We start from the raw sequence: 23602 nt of genomic DNA on the forward strand, positions 1-23602 counted from the left end.
GGCCGGAGCCGATCACTCGGCGGCAACCGCCTTGTCGACGAACATCTTGCGGTCGAAGTCCTCGGCGACCTTGCCGTCGTTGGCGAGCTGCTCGGTGACGTCGATCTTGGCGTATTCCATGACGCCCATGTCGGCGAACGCCTTGCGCACGCGCTCGCCCCACAGGCCGATGTCCTTCACCGTCGGCACGACGCGGCTGAACAGCCGGCCGCGGAAGGAATTCATCTGCTTGGAATTGTAGTGGATGTCGTCCAGCACCTTGGCCGGCAGGCCGAGCCGCTCCCACACTTCCGACTGGTTGAAGCGGTCGCGCATGAAATGCAGCGCCTCGACCACGAACTCCTCGCGCTCGTCGCGCTCGGCGTCCGACAGGTGCGGATAGTAGTCGCGCAGTGCCAGCCGGCCGAACGAGACGTGCCGCGCCTCGTCCTGCATGACATAGGCGTTGACCGCGCCCGCCAGCGTGTTGCCGGCCTTGTCGCGGATCGACTGGAAGGCGGCGAGCGCCAGCCCCTCGATCAGCACCTGCATGCCGAGATAGGTCATGTCCCAGCGCCGGTCGGTCAGGACCTGCTCGAGCAGGGTCTGCAGCGCCTTGTTGATCGGGTAGGCGAGCTCGAACTTCTCGTGCAGGAGACGCTTGTAGGCCTCGACGTGGCGGGCCTCGTCCATCACCTGCGTCGCGGCATAGAACTTGGCGTTCATGTCCGGCACGGTCGCGACGATCTTGGAGGTCGCGATCAGCGCGCCCTGCTCGCCATGCAGGAACTGGGAGATCGAGTTGGCCTGCAGATGGCGCCGCAGCCAGCCCTTCTCCTTGTCGGTCATCCGCCGCCAGTGATCGGTGTCGTAGATCGAGATGGCCTCGTCCTTGAGCGCCATCGGATTGTCGGGATCGAGCTCGAGCGACCAGTCGAGCCGCGTGCTGGCGTCCCACTGCTGCTGCTTGCCCTTCTCATAGAGCTCCAGGAGCGGCGCCGAGCCGTCCTCGTATTCCCAGTTGAACTGGATCTCGGTCTGGCCGTCGAACGTCCAGTCGGTGGTCTCCACGGGCAGGGCATAGAGGCGCTGCGTGCTCATGGCGGGGCCCTCCCGGGCAATGTTGTCTCGTTGCCAAAAAGATGACGCATCGGTCACCTTCTGGCAACCGTCTCAGGGCTGCAGCCGGTAGCCGCCGCGGTCGGTGATCAGGATGGCGGCGCTGGCCGGGTCGCTCTCGATCTTCTGGCGCAGGCGGTAGATGTGGGTCTCGAGCGTGTGGGTCGTGACCCCCGCATTGTAGCCCCAGACCTCGTTCAGCAGCACGTCGCGCGCCACCGGCCGGTCGCCGGCGCGGAACAGGTACTTCAGGATCGAGGCTTCCTTGTCGGTCAGCCGGATCTTCTTCTTGCCGGCCTTCTCCATCAGCACCTTGGCGGCGGGGTGGAACTCGTAGGGACCGATGGTCATCACCGCGTCCTCGCTGCGCTCGTGCTGGCGCAGATGGGCGCGCAGGCGGGCCAGCAGCACGTTGATGCGGAACGGCTTGGTGACATAGTCGTTGGCGCCCGATTCCAGGCCGAGGATCGTGTCGGCGTCGGAATCGGCGGCCGTCAGCATGATCACCGGCGAGCGCACGCCCTGGCGGCGCATCAGCTTGCACAGTTCCCGGCCGTCCATGTCGGGCAGGCCGACATCGAGCAGGATGGCGTCGTAGTGGGTGAGCTTGGCCTTCTCCATCCCTTCGGCCGCCGTGCCGACCTGGATGGTGGTGAATCCGTCATAGAGGTCGAGCTGCTCGGCCAGCACCGTGCGCAGGGCCGGGTCGTCGTCGACCAAAAGAATTTTCTTGCCGCGATTGTTTACAGACATGCTGCTGCTACCTGCGAGCGCCCCACCCCACTCTATCTGGTACGGGCCATGCACAAAAGCAGTTCACTTCGGCAAAAAGCCGCGGTCGTGCTAAAGGAAGCGGCAGACATCATGGTTCCGGGTCAGGTTCATTCCCGTACCGCCACGGCAGTGGCAGCCGTCGAACGCGCCGTGGCGGAATTGCGCCGCGGCGGGATCGTCGTCCTGCGCGACGAAGACGGCCATGGCGGCCTCGTCATCGCCGCGGAATCCTGCGGCCCGCGGGCGCTCCAGCGCCTGCAGGGTCTGGCGCAGGCCGCACCGGTGCTGGTGACCACGCGCCGCCGCGCCGAGGCGATCGGCATGGAAATCCCGCCGCACATCGCCGGCAGCATGGGCGAGATCAACAAGCCCATCACGCTCGACCTCCCGGAAGGCGTGCCGGTCGACGTCATCCTGCGGCCGAACGACGCCATCCCCGCCAACGGCACCGCGAGCCGGCACGTCGCGCTGCGCCATTTCTCGCGCCCGGTCGCCAGCCACGCCCCCTTGGTCGCCGAGACGGCGATCGAGCTCGCCAAGCTCGCCCGCCTGCTGCCCGCCGTCGTGCTGGGCCCGCTCACCCGGGATCCCGGCAACAAGCGCCGCGACTGGGCGCGCGAGCAGGACCTGGTCTATGTCGATGCCGCCGACGTCATTGCCTACGAGGAGACGGCGGCACGCAACCTCCAGCAGGTGGCGCAGGCGCACGTGCCGCTCGAGGGCGCGGAGAATGCCCGCATCCTCGCCTGGCGGCCGAGCGACGGCGGCAAGGAGCATCTCGCCATCGTGGTCGGCGAGATCGATCCGACCGGGCCCGTGCTGATCCGCCTCCATTCCGAGTGCTTCACCGGCGACCTGCTGGGCTCGCTGCGCTGCGACTGCGGCGTCCAGCTGCGCGGCGCCATCGCCGAGATCGCCAAGCAGGGGTCCGGGGTGCTGCTCTACCTCGCGCAGGAGGGCCGCGGCATCGGCCTGGTGAACAAGCTGCGGGCCTACGAGCTCCAGGACATCGGCTTCGACACGATCGACGCCAACGAGCAGCTCGGCTTCGACGCAGACGAGCGCATCTATGCGCCGGCCGCCACCATGCTGTCGCGCATGGGCATCAAGCGCGTGCGCCTCATGACCAACAACCCGCAGAAGATCGCCCAGCTCGAGCGCTACGGCGTCGAGGTCGTCGAGCGCGTGGCGCATTCCTTCCCGGCCAACGGCCACAACGAGAACTACCTGCGCACCAAGGCGGCCCGCGCAGGCCACATGCTTTGAGGCAATCGTGATCGTCGGCGTTCCCAAGGAGATCAAGGACCACGAGGACCGGGTCGGCCTGGTGCCTTCCTCGGTCGCAGAGCTGGTCCATCACGGCCACACCGTCCTGGTCGAGCGCGGCGCCGGCCTGGGCGCCGGCCTCACCGACGAGCAGTACCAGGCGGCCGGTGCGCGCATCGCCGCCGACGCCGCCGAGATCTTCTCCACCAGCGAGATGATCGTGAAGGTGAAGGAACCGCTGGCGCCCGAGCGCAAGCGGCTGCGCCGCGGCCAGCTCCTCTTCACCTACCTGCATCTCGCGCCCGATCCCGAGCAGACGCGCGACCTGCTGCAGAGCGGCGTCACCGCCATCGCCTACGAGACGGTGACCTCGCCGCTCGGCACCCTGCCGCTGCTGACGCCGATGTCGGAGATCGCCGGCCGGCTGGCGCCGCAGGTCGGCGCGCACTACCTCGAGCGCACGGCGGGCGGCCGTGGCGTGCTGCTGGGCGGCGTTCCCGGCGTGCCGCCGGCCGAGGTCGTCGTGCTGGGCGGCGGCGTCTCGGGCACGCATGCCGCCACGATCGCGCTCGGCATGGGCGCCACGGTGTTCGTCGTCGACCGCTCGGCGGAGGTTCTGCGCCGGCTGGCGGCGCAGTTTCCCGGCCTGCGCACCATCTTCTCGACCCGCGACGCGCTCGGCCACATCCTGCGCCGCGCCGACCTGCTGATCGGCGCCGTGCTGGTGCCGGGCGCGGCGGCGCCCCGGCTGGTGACGCGCGAGATGGTGGCGACCATGAAGCCCAACAGCGTCATCGTCGACATCGCCATCGACCAGGGCGGATGCTGCGAGACCTCGCGGCCGACCAGCCATTCCCATCCGACCTATGTCGAGGAGGGCGTGATCCACTACTGCGTCACCAACATGCCGGGCGCGGTGGCGCGCACCTCGACCTTCGCCCTCAACAACGCCACCCTGCCCTTCGCCCTGGCGCTGGCCGACAAGGGCTGGCGCAAGGCGGTCGACGACGACCCGCACCTGCGCAACGGGCTGAACGTGCACGAGGGCAAGGTCACCTGCCGCCCCGTCGCCGAGGCGCTCGGCCTGCCCTTCACGCCGCCGGAATCGCTGTAGGACGCGGTAGAACCCGACATGGCGTTGCGTCTGTCCGAGAACTTCCGCGCGCTCTTCTACGCGCCCTTCTATGCCGCCGAGGCGACCGGGGCATTCAAGGACGCCGGAATCGCGGTCGCGCTCCGACCCTCCAGCGATCCGGCGGCGGCGCAGCGCGCACTGCTGGCGAACGAGGTCGACGTCATGTGGGGCGGCCCGCTGCGGGTCATGAACGCCCACCAGGCCGATCCCGGCTCGCCCCTCGTCTGCTTCTGCGACGTCGTCGCGCGCGATCCCTTCTTCATCGTCGGCGCCCGGCCGCGACCGGGCTTTGTGCTGGCCAACCTCATCGGACTGCGCCTGGCGACGGTCTCGGAAGTGCCGACGCCCTGGGTCTGCCTGCAGGACGACCTGCGCCGCGCCGGCATCGAGCCCGGCCATGTCGACCGCATCGTCGATCGCACCATGGCCGACAACGAGGCCGCGCTCGCCGCCGGCACCGTGGACGCCGTCCAGCTCTTCCAGCCCTATGCCGAGCGCCTGGTCGCCTCGGGCGCCGGCCACATCTGGTACGCCGCCGCCGATCGCGGCCTCACCGCCTACACGACGCTGGTGACTCGACGCGAGGTGAAGGAGAGCCGCCGGCAGGAGCTGGTCGAGATGACGCGCGCGCTCCATCGCACGCTCGGCTGGTTCGACGCCACGCCGGCCGCCGAGATCGCGCGGGTCCTGCGGCCCTATTTTCCAGACGTCGACGGCGCGCTGTTCGCGGCCGCCATCGAGCGCTATCGCCGGCATCGCCTGTGGGCCACCGACCCGGTCGTCCGCCGCGAAGGCTACGACCGGCTGCATGCCGCGATGCGGTCGGCAGGCATGCTGCGGACCGACATTCCGTTCGAGGCCTGCGTCGACACCAGCCTCGCCCGCGAGGCGATGGTCTAAGTAAAGTATTCCTCCCCTTCGCGGTTTCCGCGAAGGGGAGGTGCCCACGAAGTGGGCGGAGGGGTCATGGTCGACATCGAGTCAGTCGCTCATGACCCCTCCGTCGCCGTGTGACGGCGACACCTCCCAAGCTTCGCTTGGGGAGGAGCCTGATATCTACTCCGCCGCCACCGGCGTGCGCAGTTTCGCGGTTTCCGCCTCGTCGACCTCGAACGCCGCCGTCAGCGCGACGCCGTAGAGCTCGCGGGCCTTCTCGATCGAGACCAGGCCGCGCGCCACGTCGTCGGCGACCTTGGTCGCCGGGCGCTTGCGCGGATCGCCGTAGCCGCCGCCGCCCGGCATGCTGACGCGCAGACGCTCGCCGACCGGGATCGAGGAGTGCGCCTTTGGCGCCAGGGTCTTGCCGGAGACCAGCTCGACGCGGCCGGTCATGCCGGCCTCGCCGCCGGCGCGGCCGCGCGGCGGATAGACGACGCGGTCGAAGCTGGTCGAGATGCCGAACGGCATGTCCTCGGCGCTCTCGACCTCCATGATCTGGCCGAGCCCGCCGCGGAACTCGCCGGCGCCGCCGGAATCGGTGCGGTACTCCTTGGACCAGACCAGGACCGGGGCGATCGTCTCGGTGATCTCGATCGGCACGTTGCGCACGCCGCTGGGGAAGGCCGTGGCCGACAGCCCGTCGAGCTTGGGCCGCGCGCCGGTGCCGCCGGAATGGAAGGAGGTGACGTTGAACGGCGTCGCCTTCTGCAGCACGGCGGGGTCGCCGTCGACGCGGCCCATGCCGCCCATCAGCCGGACGTTCCAAAGGCACGACGTGCCCTCGGCCGGCACGCCGTCGGGCAGTGCCTGCTGCAGGCAGCCGAACACCACGTCGGGCAGCATCTGCCCGATGATGCTGCGCGCCGCCACCGGCGCGGGATGCTTGGCGTTCAGGATGCAGCCCTCGGGTGCGGTCACCCGGATGGTGGCCAGCGAGGCGGCGTTGTTCGGTACGTGCGGCGCCACGATGCACTTCACGCCGAAAGAAGTGTAGGCCTCGGTGTAGCAGAGCGGCACGTTGATGCCGAGCTGCACCATGCCGGGCGAGCCCGCGAAATCGACGTCGATGCCTTCCGGCCCGATGGTGAGCTTGGCCTTGAGCTCCATCGACTTGCCGTTGATGCCGTCGACCATCATCGTGTTGTGGTAGGTGCCGTGCGGCAGCCGGTTGATCGCGGCGAGGCTCGCCTCGCGCGAATGGTCGAGGATGTGCTTGGCCAGGTCGTCGAGATGCTCGAGCCCGAACTCGTCCATCATGGCGACCAGCCGCTTGCCGCCGACCTCGTTGCTCGAGATCTCGGAGTAGATGTCGCCGATCACCTGCACCGGCTCGCGGACGTTGGCGGCGATGATGTCGATCAGCCACTGGTTCATCTCGCCGCGGTCGACGATCTTGGTGATGGGGATGTAGAGCCCCTCCTCGTAGACCTGCTGGGCGGCGCCCATGATGCCGCGGCCGCCGATGTCGACGACGTGCAGCGTGCAGGCGAACAGGCCGACCGCCGTGCCGCGCCGGAAGGTCGGCGTCACGATGACGATGTCGTTGAGATGGCCGGTGCCCTGCCAGGGGTCGTTGACGATGTAGGCGTCGCCGTCGTTCATCTTCGCCAGCGGCACCTTGTCGAGCACGTAGCCGACGCTCATCGCCATCGAGTTGACGTGGCCCGGCGTGCCGGTCACCGCCTGGGCCAGCATGCGGCCCTGCGTGTCGTAGACGCCGGCCGACAGGTCGCCGGCCTCGCGCGTGGCGGTGCCGAAGGCGGTGCGCACGAGCGTCTGCGCCTGCTCCTCGACGACCGAGATCAGGCGGTTCCACATCACCTGGTACTCGATGCGGCTCAGCGGATGGTTGGCTCTCATTGGGCGGCCTCCTGGAGGACGGCTGACTTGGCGGTGAGGCGGATGGCGCCGGACGGATCGAGCGCGGCGACGAAGCCCGAGGTGACGATGGTCGTGGTCTCGTCCTCGGCGATGATGGCGGGACCCTGCAGGGTCTGGCCGGGCTTGAGCCCGGTGCGGCGGTAGACCGGCACCGACGCGTACTCGCGCAGCATCGGGTCGAACAGGCTGCGCGTCTCCTCGGCGCGCGCGCCGGCCGTCCCGGCCGCCGGCGGCGCCGTCACGACGCGTTCGGCCTCGCTGGCGCGGCCGGGCGCCGGGGTCTCGGCCTTCAGGATCCAGCCGGTGACCTCGACATCGACGCCTGGAACCACGCGGTTGAACAGGGCGCGGTAGCCCGCCTCGAAGCGGCGGCGCAACTCGGCCACCGACGCCGCCGTGAACGGCCCGTCGGGCAGTGGCACCAGGATCTCGTGGCCCTGGCCGGCATAGCGCATGTCGGCGCTGCGGCTGATCGTGATCGCAGCACCCGGCGGGGCGCCGAGCTTCACGACGTCGGTCGCCTCGCCCTCCATCTCGGCGAACATCGCATTGACCGAGGCGGCGTCGAAGCTGCCCAGCCGGACGAAGCGGCTGCGCACCACCTCGAAGCCGATCGGCGCGCGCAGGAAGCCGACCGCCGAGCCGACGCCGGCGCTGGCCGGGATCAGCACGTCGGCGATGCCGAGCTTCTCGGCCAGCCGGGCCGCGTGCAGCGGCGCGCCGCCGCCGAAGGCGATCAGGGTGCGGCCCTCGAGCTCGGCGCCGCGCTCGACGGCGTGGACGCGGGCGGCGTTGGCCATGTTCTCCTCGACCACCTCGGAAATGCCGAAGGCGGCCAGCGTGGTGTCGAGCTCCAGCGGCCCGCCGACATGAGTATCGACCGCGCCGCGGCTGAGGCCGGCATCGAGGGTGATCGAGCCGCCCGCGAAGCGGTCGGGGTCGATGCGGCCCAGCACGACGTTGGCGTCGGTGACGGCCGGCCGCGTGCCGCCGAGGCGATAGCAGGCCGGGCCGGGATCGGAGCCGGCGCTCTCCGGGCCGACGGTGATACGCTTCATCTCGTCGACCCCCGCCAGCGAGCCGCCACCGGCGCCGATCTCGACCATCTCGATCACCGGGATGCGCACCGGCAGGCCGCTGCCCTTCATGAAACGGTAGCGACGGTCGACCTCGAAGCTGCGCGAGGCCATCGGCTTGCCGTCGTCGATGATGCAGATCTTGGCCGTCGTGCCGCCCATGTCGAAGCTGAGGATGCGGTCGATGCCGAACTGGCCGGCGATCCAGGTCGACAGGATGACGCCGCCGGCCGGGCCCGATTCGACCAGGCGGATGGGAAAGCGCGCCGCCGTCTCGAGCGTCGTCAGGCCGCCGCCCGAGGTCATCAGCAGCACCGGGCAGGCGAAGCCCGCCGCCGCGACGCGGCTGCGCAGGTTCTCGAGGTAGCGGGCCATCAGCGGCTGGACATAGGCGTTGGCGCAGGTCGTCGAGAAGCGCTCGTACTCGCGGACTTCGGGACAGACCTCGCAGGACAGCGAGACGCGCACGCCGGGCAGCGCCTTGGCCAGGATCTCGCCGGCGCGCCGCTCGTGCGCGGGATTGGCGTAGCTGTGCAGGAAGCCCACGGCCACCGCCTCGACGCCCTTCTCCTTCAGCGTCTTGGCGAGCGCGGCCACCGCCGCCTCGTCGAGCGCCAGCCGCACGCCGCCCTTGGCGTCGACGCGCTCGGGCACGGTGAACCGCAGCGTGCGCGGCACCAGCGGCTCGGGCTTCTCGATGAAGATGTCGTACTGCTCGAAGCGGTTCTCCTGGGCCATCTCGATCGAATCGCGGAAGCCCTGGGTCGTGACCAGCGCGGTCTTCGCGCCCTTGCGCTCGATGATGGCGTTGGTCGCCAGCGTCGTGCCGTGCACGATCAGCCCGACCGCGGACGGCGCCATGTCGGCGAGCTTCAGCGCCCGCAGCATGCCGTCGAGCACCCCGTCCTCGGGGGCGGACTTGGTGGTGAGGACCTTCGCCGAGTAGCGGGCCTCTTGCGTCTCGAGCACGACGTCGGTGAAGGTCCCGCCGATATCGACCGCGAGGCGGACGGCTTCAGGCGTAGTGACAGGCGGCATGATGTCCTTCTCCGACGGAACGCAACGCGGGCTCCTCGATGCGGCAGCGATCGGTCGCCGCCGGACAGCGTGAGCAGAAACGGCAACCCGACGACAGCTCGGTGGTGAGCTCGCCCTTGATGGGCGGCGCCCCGCGCTTGTGGGTCGGGTCGGTCGAGGGCACGGCTGCAAACAGGGCCCTGGTGTAGGGGTGCCGCGGGTCGCGCCACAAGGTGGCATGGCTGGCGCTTTCCACGATGCGGCCGAGATACATGACCAGCACCCGGTCGGCGAAGTAGCGCACCACCGACAGGTCGTGGGAGATGAAGAGATAGGCGAGGCCAAGGTCGCGCTTGAGGTCGACCAGCAGGTTGAGAATCTGGGCCTGGATCGACACGTCGAGCGCCGACACCGGCTCGTCGCAGACGATCAGCGCCGGCTGCAGGACCAGTGCGCGGGCGATGCCGATGCGCTGGCGCTGGCCGCCCGAGAACTCGTGGGGATAGCGGTCGAGCGAATCCGCCGGCAGGCCGACCCGGGCGATGATCTCGGCCATGCGCTCCTCGCGCTCCGCGCGGCCCCCCTGGCGATGCACCTTCAGCGCCGTGTCGAGGACGGTGCGGATGGTCTGGCGTGGGTTCAGCGATCCGAACGGGTCCTGGAAGATCATCTGCATGCGGCGGCGGTGCGGTGCCAGGGCGGCATCGCCCAGCCGCGTGATGTCGGCGCCGTCGAGCTCGATCGTGCCTTCGACCGAAGGCACCAGGCGCAGGATGGTCTTGCCCAGCGTGCTCTTGCCGCAGCCCGACTCTCCCACCAGGCCGACCGTTTCGCCGCGCCCGACCTCGAAGGAGACACCGTCGACCGCCCGCAGCACCTGGCGGCCCACGGCATAGCGCGTATGGAGGTCGCGGACGGCGAGGAGCGCCTCAGCCACGGCCGGCTCCCTCGAGCGGCATCGCGGCCAGGGACACGGGGCAGGCGACGTCGCGGCCGGCCTCGAACGGCAGCAGCGGCGGCGGCGCCGCACGGCAGCCCGACTCGACGTTCGGGCAGCGCGGCGCGAAGGAGCAGCCCGCCTCGCCGGTCGCCGAGCCGACGCTGCCCGGGATCTCGCTCAGCCGGCCGGCCGTGTAGTGCTCGTCGGCGTCGACATCGACGCGCGCGCCGAGCAGCCCGCGCGAATAGGGATGCATCGGCCGGGCGAAGAACGGCCGGATCGCCGCCTGCTCGACGACGCGGCCGGCATACATGACGCAGATCCGGTCGGCCCACTGGGCGACCACGCCGAGATCGTGGGTGATCAGCAGCACCGCCATCGACAGCCGCCGCCGCAGGTCGTCCAGCAGGTCGAGGACCTGGGCCTGGGTGGTGACGTCGAGCGCCGTCGTCGGCTCGTCGGCGATCAGCAGCCGGGGACCGCAGGCCACCGCCATGGCGATCATGACGCGCTGGCGCATGCCGCCGCTCAGATTGTGCGGATAGTCGTCGATGCGGCGATGGGCGTCGGGGATGCTTACCAGGTCGAGCAGTTCGATGCCCCGCGCCCGGGCGGCGCGGCGCGACACCCGTTCGTGGCGGCGGATCACCTCGGCGATCTGGGTGCCGATCGACAGGACGGGGTTGAGCGAGGTCATAGGCTCCTGCTGGATCAGCGACACCTGCTTGCCGCGAACCTCGCGCATCTCGGCCGGCGACGCCGTCATGAGGTCGCGGCCTTCGAGCAGGATGCGGCCCGACACGACGCGGGCATTGGGCGGCAGAAGCCGCATCACCGAGAAGGCGGTCACCGACTTGCCGCAGCCCGATTCGCCGACCAGCGCCAGCGTCTCGCCGGGGGCGATGGCGAAGCTCACGCCGCGCACCGCGACGTGGCCCGGGAACGCAACGGCGAGGTTGTCGACGGCCAGCAGGCTGGCGGGTGCGCTCATGGGTCGGACCGCGGGTTCAGGATCTCGTTCAGCCCGTCGCCCACCAGGTTGAGCGACAGGACCGCCGTGGCGATGGCGACGCCGGGCAGCGCCGTCAGGAACCAGGCCGTGCGGAGCAGGTCGCGACCGTCGCCGATCATCCCGCCCCAGCTCACCAGGTTGGGATCGCGCATGTTGAGGAAGGACAGGCCGGCCTCGGTCAGGATGGCGTTGGCGATCATCACCGAGGCGGCGACGATCACCGGCGGCAGCGCGTTGGGCAGGATCTCCTGGGCGATGATGCGCAGGTTGGAATAGCCGAGGCTCCGCGCCGCCATGACGAAGTCGGCCTCGCGCAGGGAACGGAACTGCGCCCGCACCAGGCGGGCGACGGTCGGCCACGAGGCGATGCCGATGGCGAGCGCGATCGTCTCCATCGACGGCTCGCCGATCGCCACGATTACGATGACCAGCAGGAAGGTCGGCGTGGTCTGGAACAGCTCCACCAGGCGCATCAGCAGGGCGTCGACGCGGCCACCGAAGAAGCCGGCGGCCGAGCCGACCGCCATGCCGATGGCGAGCCCGATGGCCGCCGCCGACAGGCCGACCAGCAGCGAGGCGCGCGCGCCGTGGACCAGCTCGGCCAGGACGTTGCGGCCGAGGGAATCGGTGCCCAGCGGGAACTCGGGATCCTGGCCCGGCCACAGTATGGGCGGCCCCACCATGTCCAGCGGATCGCCGGGGAACAGCAGGTCGGCGAACAGCGCCATCAGGACGAAGACCGACAGGATGGCGACGCCCGCCACGAAGGTCGGGTTGCGCAGGAAGGCGCGCAGGCGGCGCCCCCGGCGCGGCGCGCCGGCGCGGTTGCCGAGGTCGACGACCGCGGCCGACGGCGTGGCCGGCGGGTCGGCGAGCTTCTCTGCCTGGACCGTCATCACGCCGCCCCGATGCGCGGGTCGAGCCAGGCATGCAGCAGGTCGATCACCATGTTGGCCAGGATGACCAGCAGGGACGACAGGAGCAGCACGCCCAGCAGGACGGAGAAGTCGCGGGCGAGGACGGCTTCGAGCGCCAGCCGGCCCATGCCGGGCCAGCCGAACAGGGTCTCGACCACGACCGCGCCGCCCAGCAGGTTGCCGAGATGCATGCCGGCCACGGTGGTGACCGGGATCAGGGCATTGCGCAGGGCATGGCGGAGCTGGATGAAGAACGGGTGCAGGCCCTTGGCCTGCGCCGTCCGCATGAAGTCCTGGCGCTGGACCTCGAGCATCGAGGCGCGCACCAGCCGCGCGTAGACCGCCACGAAGAAGGACGACAGCGCGAGCGCGGGCAGCACGAGGTGGCTGGCATAGTCCGCCACGAAGGCGAAGCCGGTGAGATCGGCGCCGATCGTCATGCTGCCGTCGCTGGGCAGCCAGCCCAGCTTGACGGAGAAGAACACGATCGCCATCAGCCCGACCCAGAAGCCGGGCATCGAGTAGAGCAGCAGCACGACGACCGACAGGACGCGGTCGGGCCAGCGGCCGGCCCAGGCGGCCATGACCGAGCCGACGACGATGCCGAGCAGCAGCGCCAGCGAGAGCGCCGACACCATCAGCATCACGGTGCCGGGCAGCCGGCTCAGGATCATGTCGAGGACCGGCATGTTGTAGCGCGGCGAGAAGCCGAGATCGAAGCGGGCGAGATGGGAGAGGAAGTTGACGAGCTGGGTCAGCACCGGCTGGTCGAGCCCGAAGCGCTCGCGCAGCGCCGCCATGGTCTCGGCGGTGGCGACGCCCGATTCCGACGCGATGACGTCGGCGGCGTCGCCCGGCATGAGCTGCAGCAGCAGGAAATCGAGCACGATGATGCCGAGCACCGTCGGCCCGGCATGGATCGCGGTCCGGCGCAGGGTCGACAGGATGCGGCGGCCCATTCTCATGAAGACCTCCTCCCCAGCGACGCTGGGGAGGTGTCGGCGTCATACGCCGACGGAGGGGTCGGGAGCCAAGCGGCAGCCGCTCGGTTCATGCCCCCTCCGCCCGCTGCGCGGGCACCTCCCCTTCGCGGAATCCGCGAAGGGGAGGACGACTGCACCTCACGCATCCAGCCACACCGAGGCCATGTTGGCCTCGACGCCGTCGGCGGTCAGCGAGTCGTCGTGCACGCGGACGTTCTTGATCGTGAGGTAGAGCGGCGAGTAGAGCGGGATGTCCGGCACTTCCTCGGCGATGATGCGCTGGAAGTCGATGAACATCTGCTTGCGCTTCGCCGGATCGTTCTCGACCGAAGCCCCCTCGAGCAGCGCGTCGACCTTGGGATTGTCGTAGTGCGAGCCGTTGGAGAAGGGCACGCCCTTCTTGAAGTTCTTCGACCAGTAGATGCGCTGCACGCCGACCGTCGGGTCGAACAGGTTGGAATGCCCGTTGAAGGTAAAGTCGAAGTCGCGGTCGGTGTAGATCCGCTTCACGAAGGCCGACGGATCGGCCGCCCTCACCTCGACGGCGATGCCGACACGGCCCAGCACGGCGCGCAGGTACTCGCAGGCGCGGCGGCTCTCGTCGCCGATCGGATTGTAGTCGAGCGGCACCTTGAACCGGACCTTGTTGGCGCCGCGCGGGTAGCCCGCCTCGTCGAGCAGCGCCTCGGCCTTCTTGTAATCGAGCTTGTAGGGGCTGGGCGTCGGATCGTGGAACTCCTTCAGCCCCGGCGCGATCGGCGAATAGCACACCGTGCCGTAGCCGTAGGCCACCGTCTTGATCAACGCGGCGCGGTCGATCGTGTGGGCCACCGCCTGGCGCACCTTGAGGTTCTTGAAGAACTGGCTGTCGAGATTGAACTGCAGCGTGGAGACATTGTACGAGTAGCTGGTCCCCTTGGTCTCGAAGCGCAGTGTCGGCACCTTCTTCAGCCGATCGAGGTCCGACAGCGCCACCGGCGTGCGGTAGCCGATGTCGGCCGAGCCGTTCTCGAAGGCGATCGACCGCGCCCCCGGATCGGGCAGGAACTTGAAGACGATGCGGTCGGCATAGGGCTTGGGTGTGCCCCAGTAGTCGGGGTTGCGTTCGTAGATGATGTGGCTGCCGCGCACCCATTCCTTGAACTTCCACGGGCCCGTGCCGATCGGCGCGTTGCCGTTGGGATTGGCCAGCGGATCGGTGCCTTCGTAGATGTGCCGCGGCATCATCGGCGCCTCGGCCGCGGTCAGCGCCTTGATCAGGAACGGCGCCGGCTTCGACAGTTCGAGGATCGCCGTCAGCGGGTCCGGCGTCTTGACCGCCGTGACGTTGGCGAAGGTGTTGCGGCCGCGCGGATGGCGGGTCTTCAGCAGCTCGATGGAGTAGGCGACGTCGGCCGAGGTGAAGGGCTTGCCGTCGTGGAACTTCACGTTGGGCCGGAGCTTGAACGTGTAGGTCTTGCCGTCGGGGCTGATCGACCATTCCGTGGCGAGCTGCGCCCGCGGCTTGATGTCGTAGTCGTATTCCAGCAGGCCTTCGGTGGCCTTCGCGCTCACCGTCAGCACCGGTGTCGCGGTCGTGGTCAACGCGACCAGCGTTTGCGGCTCGCTGTTCTGCATGAAGGTGAGCGTGCCGCCCTTCTTGGGCGTGGGCGTCTGCGCCGATGCCCGCACACCGGAAATCGCCAGGGCTGAAGCGCCGGCCAGAAGCGCGCGGCGCGTCGTGCGGAATTTCGCTTTCATGTGTCTACTCCCACTCCTCTTGTTGCCAACCCCCGTTCGACCCTCATGAGACGCAGCAAAATGCAGGCCACCATAGACCGCTTCGTGCCGGCACCTCCAACCTTGGACTCTCATTCTCAAGTCAGACTGAATTTTGGAAAATCTTTCCACGCATGAGCGGAACTCAGCGAGATAAAAGAATTCCTGACGTGCCCGACATGCCAAGATGGGCGACGGTCGGGACGCAAGAGGGGAAGCACGCATGACATTGCCGGCAGCGACGCTCGATCACGTGGTCATCAATGCCCGTGACGACATGGACCATGCGGCCGACGTCTATCGTCGGCTGGGCTTCACGCTGACGGAGCGCGGCTTCCATTCGCTGGGTTCGATGAACCATCTCGCGATGTTCGGCACCGACTATCTCGAGCTGATCGCCATTCCGAAGGACGCGACGAGCGGCCGCCTCGACCTGCTGAACTATCCGGCGGGCCTGAACGGACTGGTCTTCGGCTCCGAGGACTCCGCGATCACCTACGAATCGCTGTCGAAGGCCGGCGTGCCCATCGACCCGCCGGTCGAGTTCACCCGCCCGGTCAAGGTCGCCGGCAAGGAGCACGATGCGCGCTTCCGCACGGTGCGCATGAAGGCGGGCGTCGTGCCCTACGGCCGCGTCTACTACTGCCACCATTTCACGCGCGACCTCGTGTGGCGCGACGAGTGGCGTCATCACGCCAACGGCGTCGTGTCGGTGGTGCGCGCGCTGATCGTCGAGCCCGATCCGGCGGCAGCGTCCAAGCTCTATGCCGACATGTTCGGCCCCGAAACGGTGCGCGACATCAAGGGCGGCAAGCGGGTCGTCGTCGGCAACTCGCACTTCGACATCCTCACCGAGGACGAGCTCAAGGCGCAGTTCGGCGACGCCGTTCCCGATGCCGAGGGCCGCAAGGCCTATATGGCGGGGCTCACCTTCCGCACGGTGTCGGCAGACAAGGTGGCGCGCACCTTGCAAGAGGGTGGCATCAAGGGTGTGGTGAGGCAGGGCGGGCGTGTCGTGGTGCCGGCCCGTGAAGCGCTGAACGCAGTGCTGGAGTTCGTCGAGTAGGATTCGGGCGTTCGGGCGTCGCCTTGGAGCGACGAAAGGGATCATGGAGTATTTCGAGTGCTACGCGGCGAGCTATGCGCGCGCGCGGGCCAAGTTCCTGGAGGCCGCGGCCGGGTCGGGCGGCGAGGTCCGGTCCTTCATCCATCCCGCCCACCAGGCGCCGGACGGCAGTCCGCTGGCGGTCGACGTCGCCTGCTTCGGCGACGCCAAGGCGCCGCGCCAGGCGCTGTTCGTCAGCGGCACCCACGGCCAGGAGGGCTTCTCGGGCTCGGCGGTGCAGATCGGCTGGATGATGCAGGGCGGCCCGTCGCGGCTGCCTCCCGGCGTCGGCGCGGTGCTGGTGCACGGCCTCAACCCCTACGGCTTCGCCCATTTCACCCGCACCACCGAGAACAACGTCGACCTCAACCGCAACTTCATCGACCGCACCGCCGGGCCGGCGCCGGCCAATCCGCACTACGAGACGCTGCACGGCGACCTGATGATCCGGCAGTGGACCGACGCCGAGAACGCCCGCGTCGACGCCGCCATGGCCGCCTTCACCGAGCGCCACGGCCGTGACGCTCTGTTCGACACGCTGGCGCGCGGCCAGTACGTCCATGCCGACGGGCTGATGTTCGGCGGCCGGGACCGCGAATGGTCCAACCGCACGCTCGAGACCGTGATCCAGGAGACGCTGCCGGCTGCCGAGAAAGTCGCCTTCATCGACTGGCACACCGGCATCGGCGAGTACGGCAAGCCGTTCTTCCTCTGCTTCAACGAGGGCGCCCTCTTCCAGCGGGCCTGCGACTGGTGGGGCAAGGAGAATGTCGACGGTGTGCGGCCGCACGGCATGGAGCGGCCCAGCTACACCGGCCTGGTGTTCAACGGCGTCCAGCGCTTCCTCGGCAACCGCGAGATGTGCGGTGCCGTGATCGAGTTCGGCACGCGGGGCGTCAACATGCGGCGTGTCCTGAGGCTCGACCAGTGGCTGCGGCGCCAGGACGGGCTGGACGAGGATGTACGTGCCGGCCTGCAGGCCGACATGATGGATGCCTTCTGCCCGTTCGACGGCCAATGGCGCAAGGACACGCTGGCCGCCGGGCTGAAGCTCACCGATCAGGCATTGGCGGGACTGGCGGCATGGTGACCATCAAGTACGACAACCAGGGAGACGCGATCTCCCGTGACGTGCCGCGCGAGGCGCTGGCGCTGATCGACGCCGGCGGCGACGGCAGCGAGCGCCGCTACAGCTACGGCGACATCGTTCGGCTGAGCGCCGCCGTGGCGCGCGGCCTCCTCAAGCGCGGCCTGAAGCGCGGCGACCGGGTCGCCATCCTGTCCGCCAATCGCGCCGAGTTCCTGCTGACCTTCCTCGGCACCATGCAGGCCGGCCTGGTCTCGGTGCCGGTGAACTGGAAGCTGCCGGCCGAAACGGTGGCCTATGTCGTGGGCGACTGCGACGCCAGGCTGGTGATCGGCGACGATGCGCGGCTGAAGCTCGCGCCCGCCGGCGTGCCGCAGGTGTCGTTCGATCGCGACTTCGCTGATCTGCTCGATGAGGGACCGTTCACGCCGCTGAAGATGGAGCCCGAGGAACCGGCGATGTTCCTCTACACGTCGGGCTCGACCGGCCGGCCCAAGGGCGTGGTCCTGTCGCACTATTCCCATCTCTGGGCGATCGCCCAGCGCGTGCGCCGACCGGTACCCCAGGGTCAGCGCTCGCTGGTCGCGGCGCCGCTCTACCACATGAACGGCCTCGCCATGTGCCAGACCACGCTGCACCAGGGCGACACGATCGTCCTGTTGCCGCAGTTCACGACCCGCGGCTATGTCGAGGCGGCGGCGCGCCATCGCGTCGCCTTCCTGACCTCGGTTCCGACCATGATCGCCATGATCCTGCGCGAGAAGGAGCTGCTGGCCACGAGCGACCTGTCGGCGGTCGAGGCGGTGCGCATGGGATCCGCGCCCATCACCCAGTCGCTGATCGACCAGGTGCGCGCGGTGTTCCCAAAGGCCCAGATCAGCAACGGCTACGGCACGACCGAGGCCGGTCCCGTCGTGTTCGGGCCACATCCCAAGGGCATCCCGCAGCCCGAACTGTCGACCGGCTACCCCCATCCCGAGGTCGAGCTGCGCCTGGTGCGCGACGGCAGGGAAGTGACGGGCGACGATCCCGAGGGCGGCGTGCTCGAGATGAAGTGCGGCGCGCTGATGACGCACTATCACAAGCTGCCCGAGACCACGGCGAAGGTGATGACGCCGGACGGCTTCTACCGCACCGGCGACGTCTTCCGCCGCGACGCGAACGGCTTCTTCTTCTTCGTCGGCCGCGCCGACGACATGTTCGTCTGCGGCGGCGAGAACATCTATCCAGGCGAGGTCGAGAAGATGCTGGAGCGCCATCCCGGCATCCATCAGGCCGCCGTCCTGCCGGTGCCCGACGAGCTCAAGGGCCACAAGCCCGTGGCCTTCGTCGTGCGCGCCAACGGCGCGGAGCTCGACGAGCAGGCGATCAAGACCTACGCGCTCGCCAACGCTCCCGCCTACCAGCATCCGCGCCGCGTCTTCTTCGTCGACGAGATGCCGCTGGCCGGGACCAACAAGATCGACAAGCGCGCGCTCGCGCAGAAGATGCCAACCGGAGGAGAACTCTAGGAATGAAAGCCGCAGTCGTCCGCGAACATGGTGGGCCCGATCGCCTGAACTACGAGACCGATTTCCCCGATCCCACGCCCGGCGAGGGCGACGTGATCGTCGCGGTCAAGGCCTCCTCGCTCAACTACCATGACGTGTTCACGCGCCGCGGCATGCCCGGCATCAAGGTGCCCATGCCGGCCATCATGGGCCTGGACGTCGCCGGCGAGATCGTCGAGGTCGGCCCCGGCGTCACCGGCTGGAAGAAGGGCGATCGCGTCGTGATCGACCCCATCAACCGCGTCGAAGGCGGCCTGATGGGCGAGACGATCCATGGCGGCCTGGCCGAGCTCTGCCGCGCGCGCGCGCACCAGCTCGTCCGCATCCCCGACGGGGTGAGCTTCACCGACGCGGCCGCCCTGCCCTGCGCCTACGGCACGGCGCTGCGCATGATGACCACCAACGGCCACGTCACGTCCGGCGAGAAGGTGCTGATCCTGGGCGCCTCCGGCGGCGTCGGCGTCTGCTGCCTGCAGATCGCCAAGCTGGCCGGCGCCGAGGTCGTCGCCTGCGCCGGCACCGACGCCAAGGCCAAGCGGCTGATGGAACTCGGGGCCGACAAGACCATCAACTACGTCACGCACGACTTCCAGCAGGAGGTCTACAACCTCTACGGCAAGCCGACGCGGCGCGGCGGCGGCACCGACCGCGGCGTCGACATGGTCGTCAACTACACCGGCGGCGACACCTGGGTGAAGTCGCTGAAGGTGCTGAAGGTCGGCGGCCGCATGGTGACCTGCGGCGCCACGGCCGGCTACGACCCCAAGGAAGACATCCGCTTCATCTGGACCTTCGAGCTCAAGGTCCTGGGTTCGAACGGCTGGATGCGCTCCGACATCGAGGCGCTGCTCAAGCTCGTCCAGGAAGGCAAGCTCAAGGTCCTGGTCGACAAGGTCTTTCCGCTCAAGGACGCGCGCGAGGCGCTGCGCGTCATCGAGGATCGCGAGGTCTTCGGCAAGGTCGTGGTGGCGCCATGAGCGACAAGGCTGCGAGCGACAAGGGCAAGGCCGACAAGCCGGTGCCGCTCACGAAGGACGAGCTGCAGAAGATGCTCGACCACTCGCCCTTCATCGCCTTCCTCGGCCTGAAGGTGACCGAGGCGGATCCGGCGGCCGAACGCATCACGATGACGTGTGCGATGCGGCCCGAGTTCGAGCGCGGCGCCGGCACCGGCCAGTGGCACGGCGGCCCGCTGGCGGCGATCATCGACACGGTGGGCGACTACGCGCTGATCATGGCGCTGCGCCGCGGCCTGCCCACCATCAACTTCCGCGTCGATTATCTGCGGCCTGCGATCAAGACCGGCCTGGTGATCACGGCCACCGTGCGACGCGCCGGCAAGAGCGTCGGCGTCGTCGATGTCGACGTCTTCAACGAGCAGAAGGCCCTGCTCGCGGTCGGCCGCGCGACCTATTCGACGCTGCCGGCCTGAGATCGCACACGGTACGAAGTTTGCTACGTCGGCTCGGGGAAGCGGGGACAACGGAGGCATCATGACATTCAGGACTACGCGCCGTCAGTTCGGCGCCGGGGTATCGGCGACCGCGCTTCTCGGCCTGTCGACGTCACCATCCTTTGCGCAGGGCACGCCCAAGCGCGGCGGCACGCTGGTCGCCACCTGGGGCGGCGGCGAGCCGCAGGCCTGCTACGTGCCGGCCGGCGGCGGCTCGTCGCCCACCTTCTCGTCGTCGAAGCTGTTCGAGCGCCTGGGCAACCGCAAAATGGACGGCGCCTTCGACGGCGAACTGGCCGAGAGCTGGAAGCCCGCCGCCGACTTCAAGTCCTACACGGTGAAGATCCGCAAGGGCGTGAAGTTCCACGACGGCAAGGAGATGACGGTCGACGACGTCGTCTACTCGATCGGCGAGATCTGGAAGAAGTACGCGGCCGCGTCGGCGCTCGGAGACTTCGCCGGTGTCGAGGCACCTGACGCCGACACGGTGGTCGTGAAGTTCGCCAAGCCGACGCCCGAGTTCTTCTTCTCGTCGCTGCTGTGCGGCAACGTGAACTACATCGTGCCCAAGCACGTCTATGCCGGCAGCGACCCGGTGACCAACCCGGCCAACAATGCGCCGATCGGCACCGGGCCCTGGAAATTCAAGGAATGGGTGCGCGGCAGTCATTTCGAATATGTCAGGAACGACGCCTACTGGCGGCCCAACCTGCCCTACATGGACCGGCTGATCATCCGCTACGTCCGCGACCCGGCCGGCCGCGCCGCCGCGCTCGAGGCCGGCGACATCCATATCGGCGTGTTCAACCCGGTGGCGCCGCCCGACATCAAGCGCCTGACCGCGACGGGCAAGTTCGTCGCCACCTCGAAGGGCTACGAGGAAGCGGTGTGGGCCAGCACGATGGAGTGCAGCTTCCGCAACCCGATCTTCGCCAAGCGCGAGGTCCGGCAGGCCATGTTCCATGCCGTCAACCGCAACTTGGTCGCCAAGACGGTCTACTACGGCTACGCGCGCCCGGGCACCGGCCCGATCTTCTCGCCCAACACCGCCTTCTACACCAAGGACACGTTCAAGACCGACTACGATCCCAAGAAGGCGGCGGCATTGCTCGACGCCGCGGGCTATCCGAAGAAGGCCGACGGCAAGCGGTTCACCGTGAACCTGCTGGCCGCCGGCTGGTTCGCGGAGAACGGCAAGATCGGCGCGATCGTCAAGCAGGGGCTCGAGGATGTCGGCGTCGGCGTCAACCTCACCGTCCCCGACCGGCCGACCTCGATCAAGCGCATCTACAGCGACTACGACTTCGACATCGCCATCTCCAACCAGTCGAACCCGTCGGAACCGGTGCCGGCGACCACGCAGTACTACACGTCGGACGGCATCAAGAAGGGCATCCCCTTCCGCAACGCCTCGGGCTTCCACACCGACGCGGTCGACGCGCTGGTCGAGAAGATCAAGGTCGAGACCGATCCCGCCAAGCGCAAGGCGCTGGTGGTCGAGTTCCAGAAGATCATCGCGGAGGAGGCGCCTCTCCTGCCGCTGGTCGAGCTGGAGTCGATCACCGTCGCCAGCACCAAGGTGAAGAACCACTCCAACGATCCCAACTACCTGGCCGCGAGCTGGTACGACATATGGCTGGAGAGCTGAGCCCCTCCGCCTCCTCGATCGTCATCCGCCTCTCCCCCGCCAGGGGGAGAGGATTGGTGACGAAGCATCGTCTGCCCGGGGAGCCCTCCGCGGCGCGACCGTCATGGCCATAGCCCAGGCCGGATCCCGCCAGCTGGCGGCACTCAGGCTCCTGAGGCGCCGGCTGGTGCAGGCCGTGCCGCTGATCCTGGGCGTCGTCATCATCAACTTCTGCCTGATACAGCTCGCGCCGGGCAGCTTCCTCGAGCTCATGACCGCGGAGAACCAAGTCAGCGACCCGGCGACGGTCGAGCTGCTGCGCAAGACCTACGGGCTCGACGATCCCGTGTGGATGCAGCTCCTGAAGTACATCTGGGCGCTCATGCACCTCGATTTCGGCTTCTCCTATCGCCAGAACCTGCCGGTGATCGACGCCATCTGGGTGCATCTGCCGGCCACGCTGCTGCTGATGGTGTCGAGCATCACGCTCGCCATGGCGGTCGGCGTGGCGGCGGGCGTCGTCGCCTCGGTCAAGGTGCGCACCTTCTGGGACAGCCTGGTCTCGGTCGCCGCCATGTTCTTCTTCGCCGCGCCGTCCTTCTGGCTCGGCATCATGCTGATCGTGCTGTTCTCGGTGAAGCTCGGCTGGCTGCCGGTCGGCGGCATGGCGACGATCGGGGGCGCGGGCGGCGGCGTGGCCAGCGTGCTCGACATCCTGCACCACCTGATCCTGCCGACCCTGGCGCTCGGCCTGTTCTATGCCGCGATCTACACCCGCGTCATGCGCTCCTCGATGCTCGAGGTCGCCCAGCTCGACTTCGTGCGCACGGCCCGCGCCAAGGGCCTGTCGCGCAACCGGGTCACGGTGAGCCACGTGCTGCGCAACGCGCTGCTGCCGGTGGTCACCATCCTCGGCGTCCAGATGGGCACGGTGCTGGCCGGCAGCGTGGTGATCGAGAGCGTGTTCAGCTGGCCGGGCATCGGCTCGCTGCTGTTCGACAGCGTGAGCTCGCGCAACTACCCCGTCGTGCTGGGCATCATGGTGCTGGGCTCGCTGGTCGTGATCCTGGCCAATATCGCCGTCGACCTCATCTACATGTGGCTCGATCCGCGCATCGAGATCCGCTGATGGCCGGCCGCACCCTGCCCCGCTTCGAGTTCTTCGGCCGCTTCGCCCGCAACCGCGGCGCCCTGGTCGGCGCCGGGCTGATCCTGATCGTGGCCCTGGCCGCGCTGCTGGCGCCGGTCCTGTTCCCGACCGATCCGCTGCGCATCGTCGGCGCGCCCGAAATGTGGCCGGGCGAGGATCCCGACTTCCTGCTGGGCACCGATTCGCTCGGCCGCGACATCCTGGCCATGATCGTGCACGGCGCCCGCGCCACCCTGCTGATCGGCCTGTTCGCCTCGGCCGTCGCCACCCTGATCGGCGTCACCGTCGGCGCCATCGCCGGCTATTTCGGCGGCTGGATGGACGAGGCCATCATGCGGGCCGTCGAGCTGTTCCAGACCATTCCCAACCTGATCTTCGTGCTCACCATCGTGGTCATCCTGGGCTCGACGCTCGAGAACATCGTGATCGCCATCGGCGTCGTGAGCTGGACGCCGATCGCGCGCATGACGCGCGCCGAGTTCCTGGCCCTGCGCGACCGCGAATTCGTCCAGGCCTGCCGCTCGATGGGCATGGGCAACGGGCGCATCATCGCGACGGAGATCCTGCCCAACGCCCTGCCGCCGGTCATCGTGCTCTCCTCGCTGGTCGTGGCCGGCGCCATCCTGTTCGAATCGGCGGTGTCCTTTCTCGGCCTCGGCGATCCCAACCTCGCGAGCTGGGGTCGGCTGGTCGGTGACGGCCGGCTGCTGATCCGCACCTCCTGGTACATCTGCGCCATTCCGGGCGTCGCCATCATGGTGACCGTCCTCTGCCTCAACCTGATCGGCGACGGGCTGAACGACGCCCTCAACCCCAAGCTCCGGGACCGCTGAG

At 68.7% G+C, this 23602-nt stretch carries 20 protein-coding genes; 11 read left to right on the forward strand and 9 right to left on the reverse strand.

What is annotated here, in order from left to right; translation table 11 throughout:
* Nucleotides 1-12: 12 nt before the first annotated feature.
* Together ACO073_RS03370 and ACO073_RS03375 are read right to left on the reverse strand one after the other, a co-directional pair.
* On the reverse strand, nt 13-1080 hold the full coding sequence (locus ACO073_RS03370) for a diiron oxygenase (RefSeq protein ID WP_421995256.1): 1068 nt from the start codon (nt 1078-1080) through the stop codon (nt 13-15).
* 72 nt (nt 1081-1152) lie between these two features.
* Nucleotides 1153-1851, reverse strand: a complete 699-nt coding sequence (locus ACO073_RS03375; RefSeq protein ID WP_421995258.1) for a response regulator transcription factor — start codon at nt 1849-1851, stop codon at nt 1153-1155.
* A 150-nt stretch (nt 1852-2001) separates the two neighbouring features.
* On the opposite strand from ACO073_RS03375, the gene ribA reads away from it, so the two are divergent.
* The 3 genes from ribA to ACO073_RS03390 are packed head-to-tail and all read left to right on the forward strand — an operon-like array spanning nt 2002 to nt 5173.
* Nucleotides 2002-3138: a GTP cyclohydrolase II gene (ribA, locus tag ACO073_RS03380; RefSeq protein WP_421995260.1), complete on the forward strand. Its 1137-nt coding sequence runs from the start codon at nt 2002-2004 to the stop codon at nt 3136-3138.
* A gap of 7 nt (nt 3139-3145) precedes the next feature.
* Entirely contained in the window at nt 3146-4252 is a 1107-nt protein-coding gene (gene ald / locus ACO073_RS03385; RefSeq protein WP_421995262.1) for an alanine dehydrogenase, read from the forward strand.
* An 18-nt stretch (nt 4253-4270) separates the two neighbouring features.
* Nucleotides 4271-5173 (forward strand): ABC transporter substrate-binding protein, encoded by a 903-nt coding sequence (locus tag ACO073_RS03390; protein ID WP_421995264.1) that lies wholly within the window; start codon nt 4271-4273, stop codon nt 5171-5173.
* A gap of 156 nt (nt 5174-5329) precedes the next feature.
* On the opposite strand, the gene ACO073_RS03395 is transcribed toward ACO073_RS03390, so the two are convergent.
* The 7 genes from ACO073_RS03395 to ACO073_RS03425 all read right to left on the reverse strand — a co-directional run bounded on the left by ACO073_RS03395 (nt 5330) and on the right by ACO073_RS03425 (nt 14778).
* A complete protein-coding gene (locus ACO073_RS03395) occupies nt 5330-7072 on the reverse strand; it encodes a hydantoinase B/oxoprolinase family protein (protein ID WP_421995266.1) in 1743 nt (580 codons plus the stop codon).
* Nucleotides 7069-9207: a hydantoinase/oxoprolinase family protein gene (locus ACO073_RS03400; protein ID WP_421995268.1), complete on the reverse strand. Its 2139-nt coding sequence runs from the start codon at nt 9205-9207 to the stop codon at nt 7069-7071. Before ACO073_RS03400 ends, ACO073_RS03395 begins: the two co-directional genes overlap by 4 nt.
* Nucleotides 9185-10123: an ABC transporter ATP-binding protein gene (locus ACO073_RS03405; RefSeq protein ID WP_421995270.1), complete on the reverse strand. Its 939-nt coding sequence runs from the start codon at nt 10121-10123 to the stop codon at nt 9185-9187. The genes ACO073_RS03400 and ACO073_RS03405 overlap by 23 nt, the downstream gene beginning before the upstream one ends.
* On the reverse strand, nt 10116-11117 hold the full coding sequence (locus ACO073_RS03410; RefSeq protein ID WP_421995272.1) for an ABC transporter ATP-binding protein: 1002 nt from the start codon (nt 11115-11117) through the stop codon (nt 10116-10118). The genes ACO073_RS03405 and ACO073_RS03410 overlap by 8 nt, the downstream gene beginning before the upstream one ends.
* A complete protein-coding gene (locus ACO073_RS03415; protein ID WP_421995274.1) occupies nt 11114-12034 on the reverse strand; it encodes an ABC transporter permease in 921 nt (306 codons plus the stop codon). Before ACO073_RS03415 ends, ACO073_RS03410 begins: the two co-directional genes overlap by 4 nt.
* Nucleotides 12034-13020 carry an ABC transporter permease gene (locus ACO073_RS03420; protein ID WP_421995276.1) on the reverse strand — a complete coding sequence of 329 codons (987 nt, stop codon included), beginning with the start codon at nt 13018-13020 and terminating at the stop codon, nt 12034-12036. Before ACO073_RS03420 ends, ACO073_RS03415 begins: the two co-directional genes overlap by 1 nt.
* 156 nt (nt 13021-13176) lie before the next feature.
* Complete coding sequence (locus ACO073_RS03425; protein ID WP_421995278.1) at nt 13177-14778, reverse strand: ABC transporter substrate-binding protein; 1602 nt, start codon at nt 14776-14778, stop codon at nt 13177-13179.
* 241 nt (nt 14779-15019) lie between these two features.
* On the opposite strand from ACO073_RS03425, the gene ACO073_RS03430 reads away from it, so the two are divergent.
* The 8 genes from ACO073_RS03430 to ACO073_RS03465 all read left to right on the forward strand — a co-directional run bounded on the left by ACO073_RS03430 (nt 15020) and on the right by ACO073_RS03465 (nt 23601).
* Entirely contained in the window at nt 15020-15862 is an 843-nt protein-coding gene (locus ACO073_RS03430) for a VOC family protein (protein ID WP_421995280.1), read from the forward strand.
* Between the two features lie 43 nt (nt 15863-15905).
* Nucleotides 15906-16991, forward strand: a complete 1086-nt coding sequence (locus tag ACO073_RS03435) for a M14 family metallopeptidase (protein WP_421995282.1) — start codon at nt 15906-15908, stop codon at nt 16989-16991.
* Nucleotides 16985-18499 carry a class I adenylate-forming enzyme family protein gene (locus ACO073_RS03440; protein ID WP_421995284.1) on the forward strand — a complete coding sequence of 505 codons (1515 nt, stop codon included), beginning with the start codon at nt 16985-16987 and terminating at the stop codon, nt 18497-18499. Before ACO073_RS03435 ends, ACO073_RS03440 begins: the two co-directional genes overlap by 7 nt.
* A gap of 2 nt (nt 18500-18501) precedes the next feature.
* On the forward strand, nt 18502-19515 hold the full coding sequence (locus tag ACO073_RS03445; RefSeq protein WP_421995286.1) for a zinc-binding dehydrogenase: 1014 nt from the start codon (nt 18502-18504) through the stop codon (nt 19513-19515).
* Nucleotides 19512-19970 (forward strand): PaaI family thioesterase, encoded by a 459-nt coding sequence (locus tag ACO073_RS03450; protein ID WP_421995288.1) that lies wholly within the window; start codon nt 19512-19514, stop codon nt 19968-19970. Before ACO073_RS03445 ends, ACO073_RS03450 begins: the two co-directional genes overlap by 4 nt.
* Before the next feature lie 61 nt (nt 19971-20031).
* Nucleotides 20032-21639, forward strand: coding sequence for an ABC transporter substrate-binding protein (locus ACO073_RS03455; RefSeq protein WP_421995290.1), 1608 nt, complete (start codon nt 20032-20034; stop codon nt 21637-21639).
* A 103-nt stretch (nt 21640-21742) separates the two neighbouring features.
* Entirely contained in the window at nt 21743-22747 is a 1005-nt protein-coding gene (locus ACO073_RS03460; RefSeq protein ID WP_421995292.1) for an ABC transporter permease, read from the forward strand.
* Nucleotides 22747-23601, forward strand: a complete 855-nt coding sequence (locus ACO073_RS03465; RefSeq protein WP_421995294.1) for an ABC transporter permease — start codon at nt 22747-22749, stop codon at nt 23599-23601. The genes ACO073_RS03460 and ACO073_RS03465 overlap by 1 nt, the downstream gene beginning before the upstream one ends.
* Nucleotide 23602: the final 1 nt, after the last annotated feature.

The organism is Reyranella sp. (assembly GCF_965229815.1).
In the GTDB taxonomy this organism is placed as follows: domain Bacteria; phylum Pseudomonadota; class Alphaproteobacteria; order Reyranellales; family Reyranellaceae; genus Reyranella.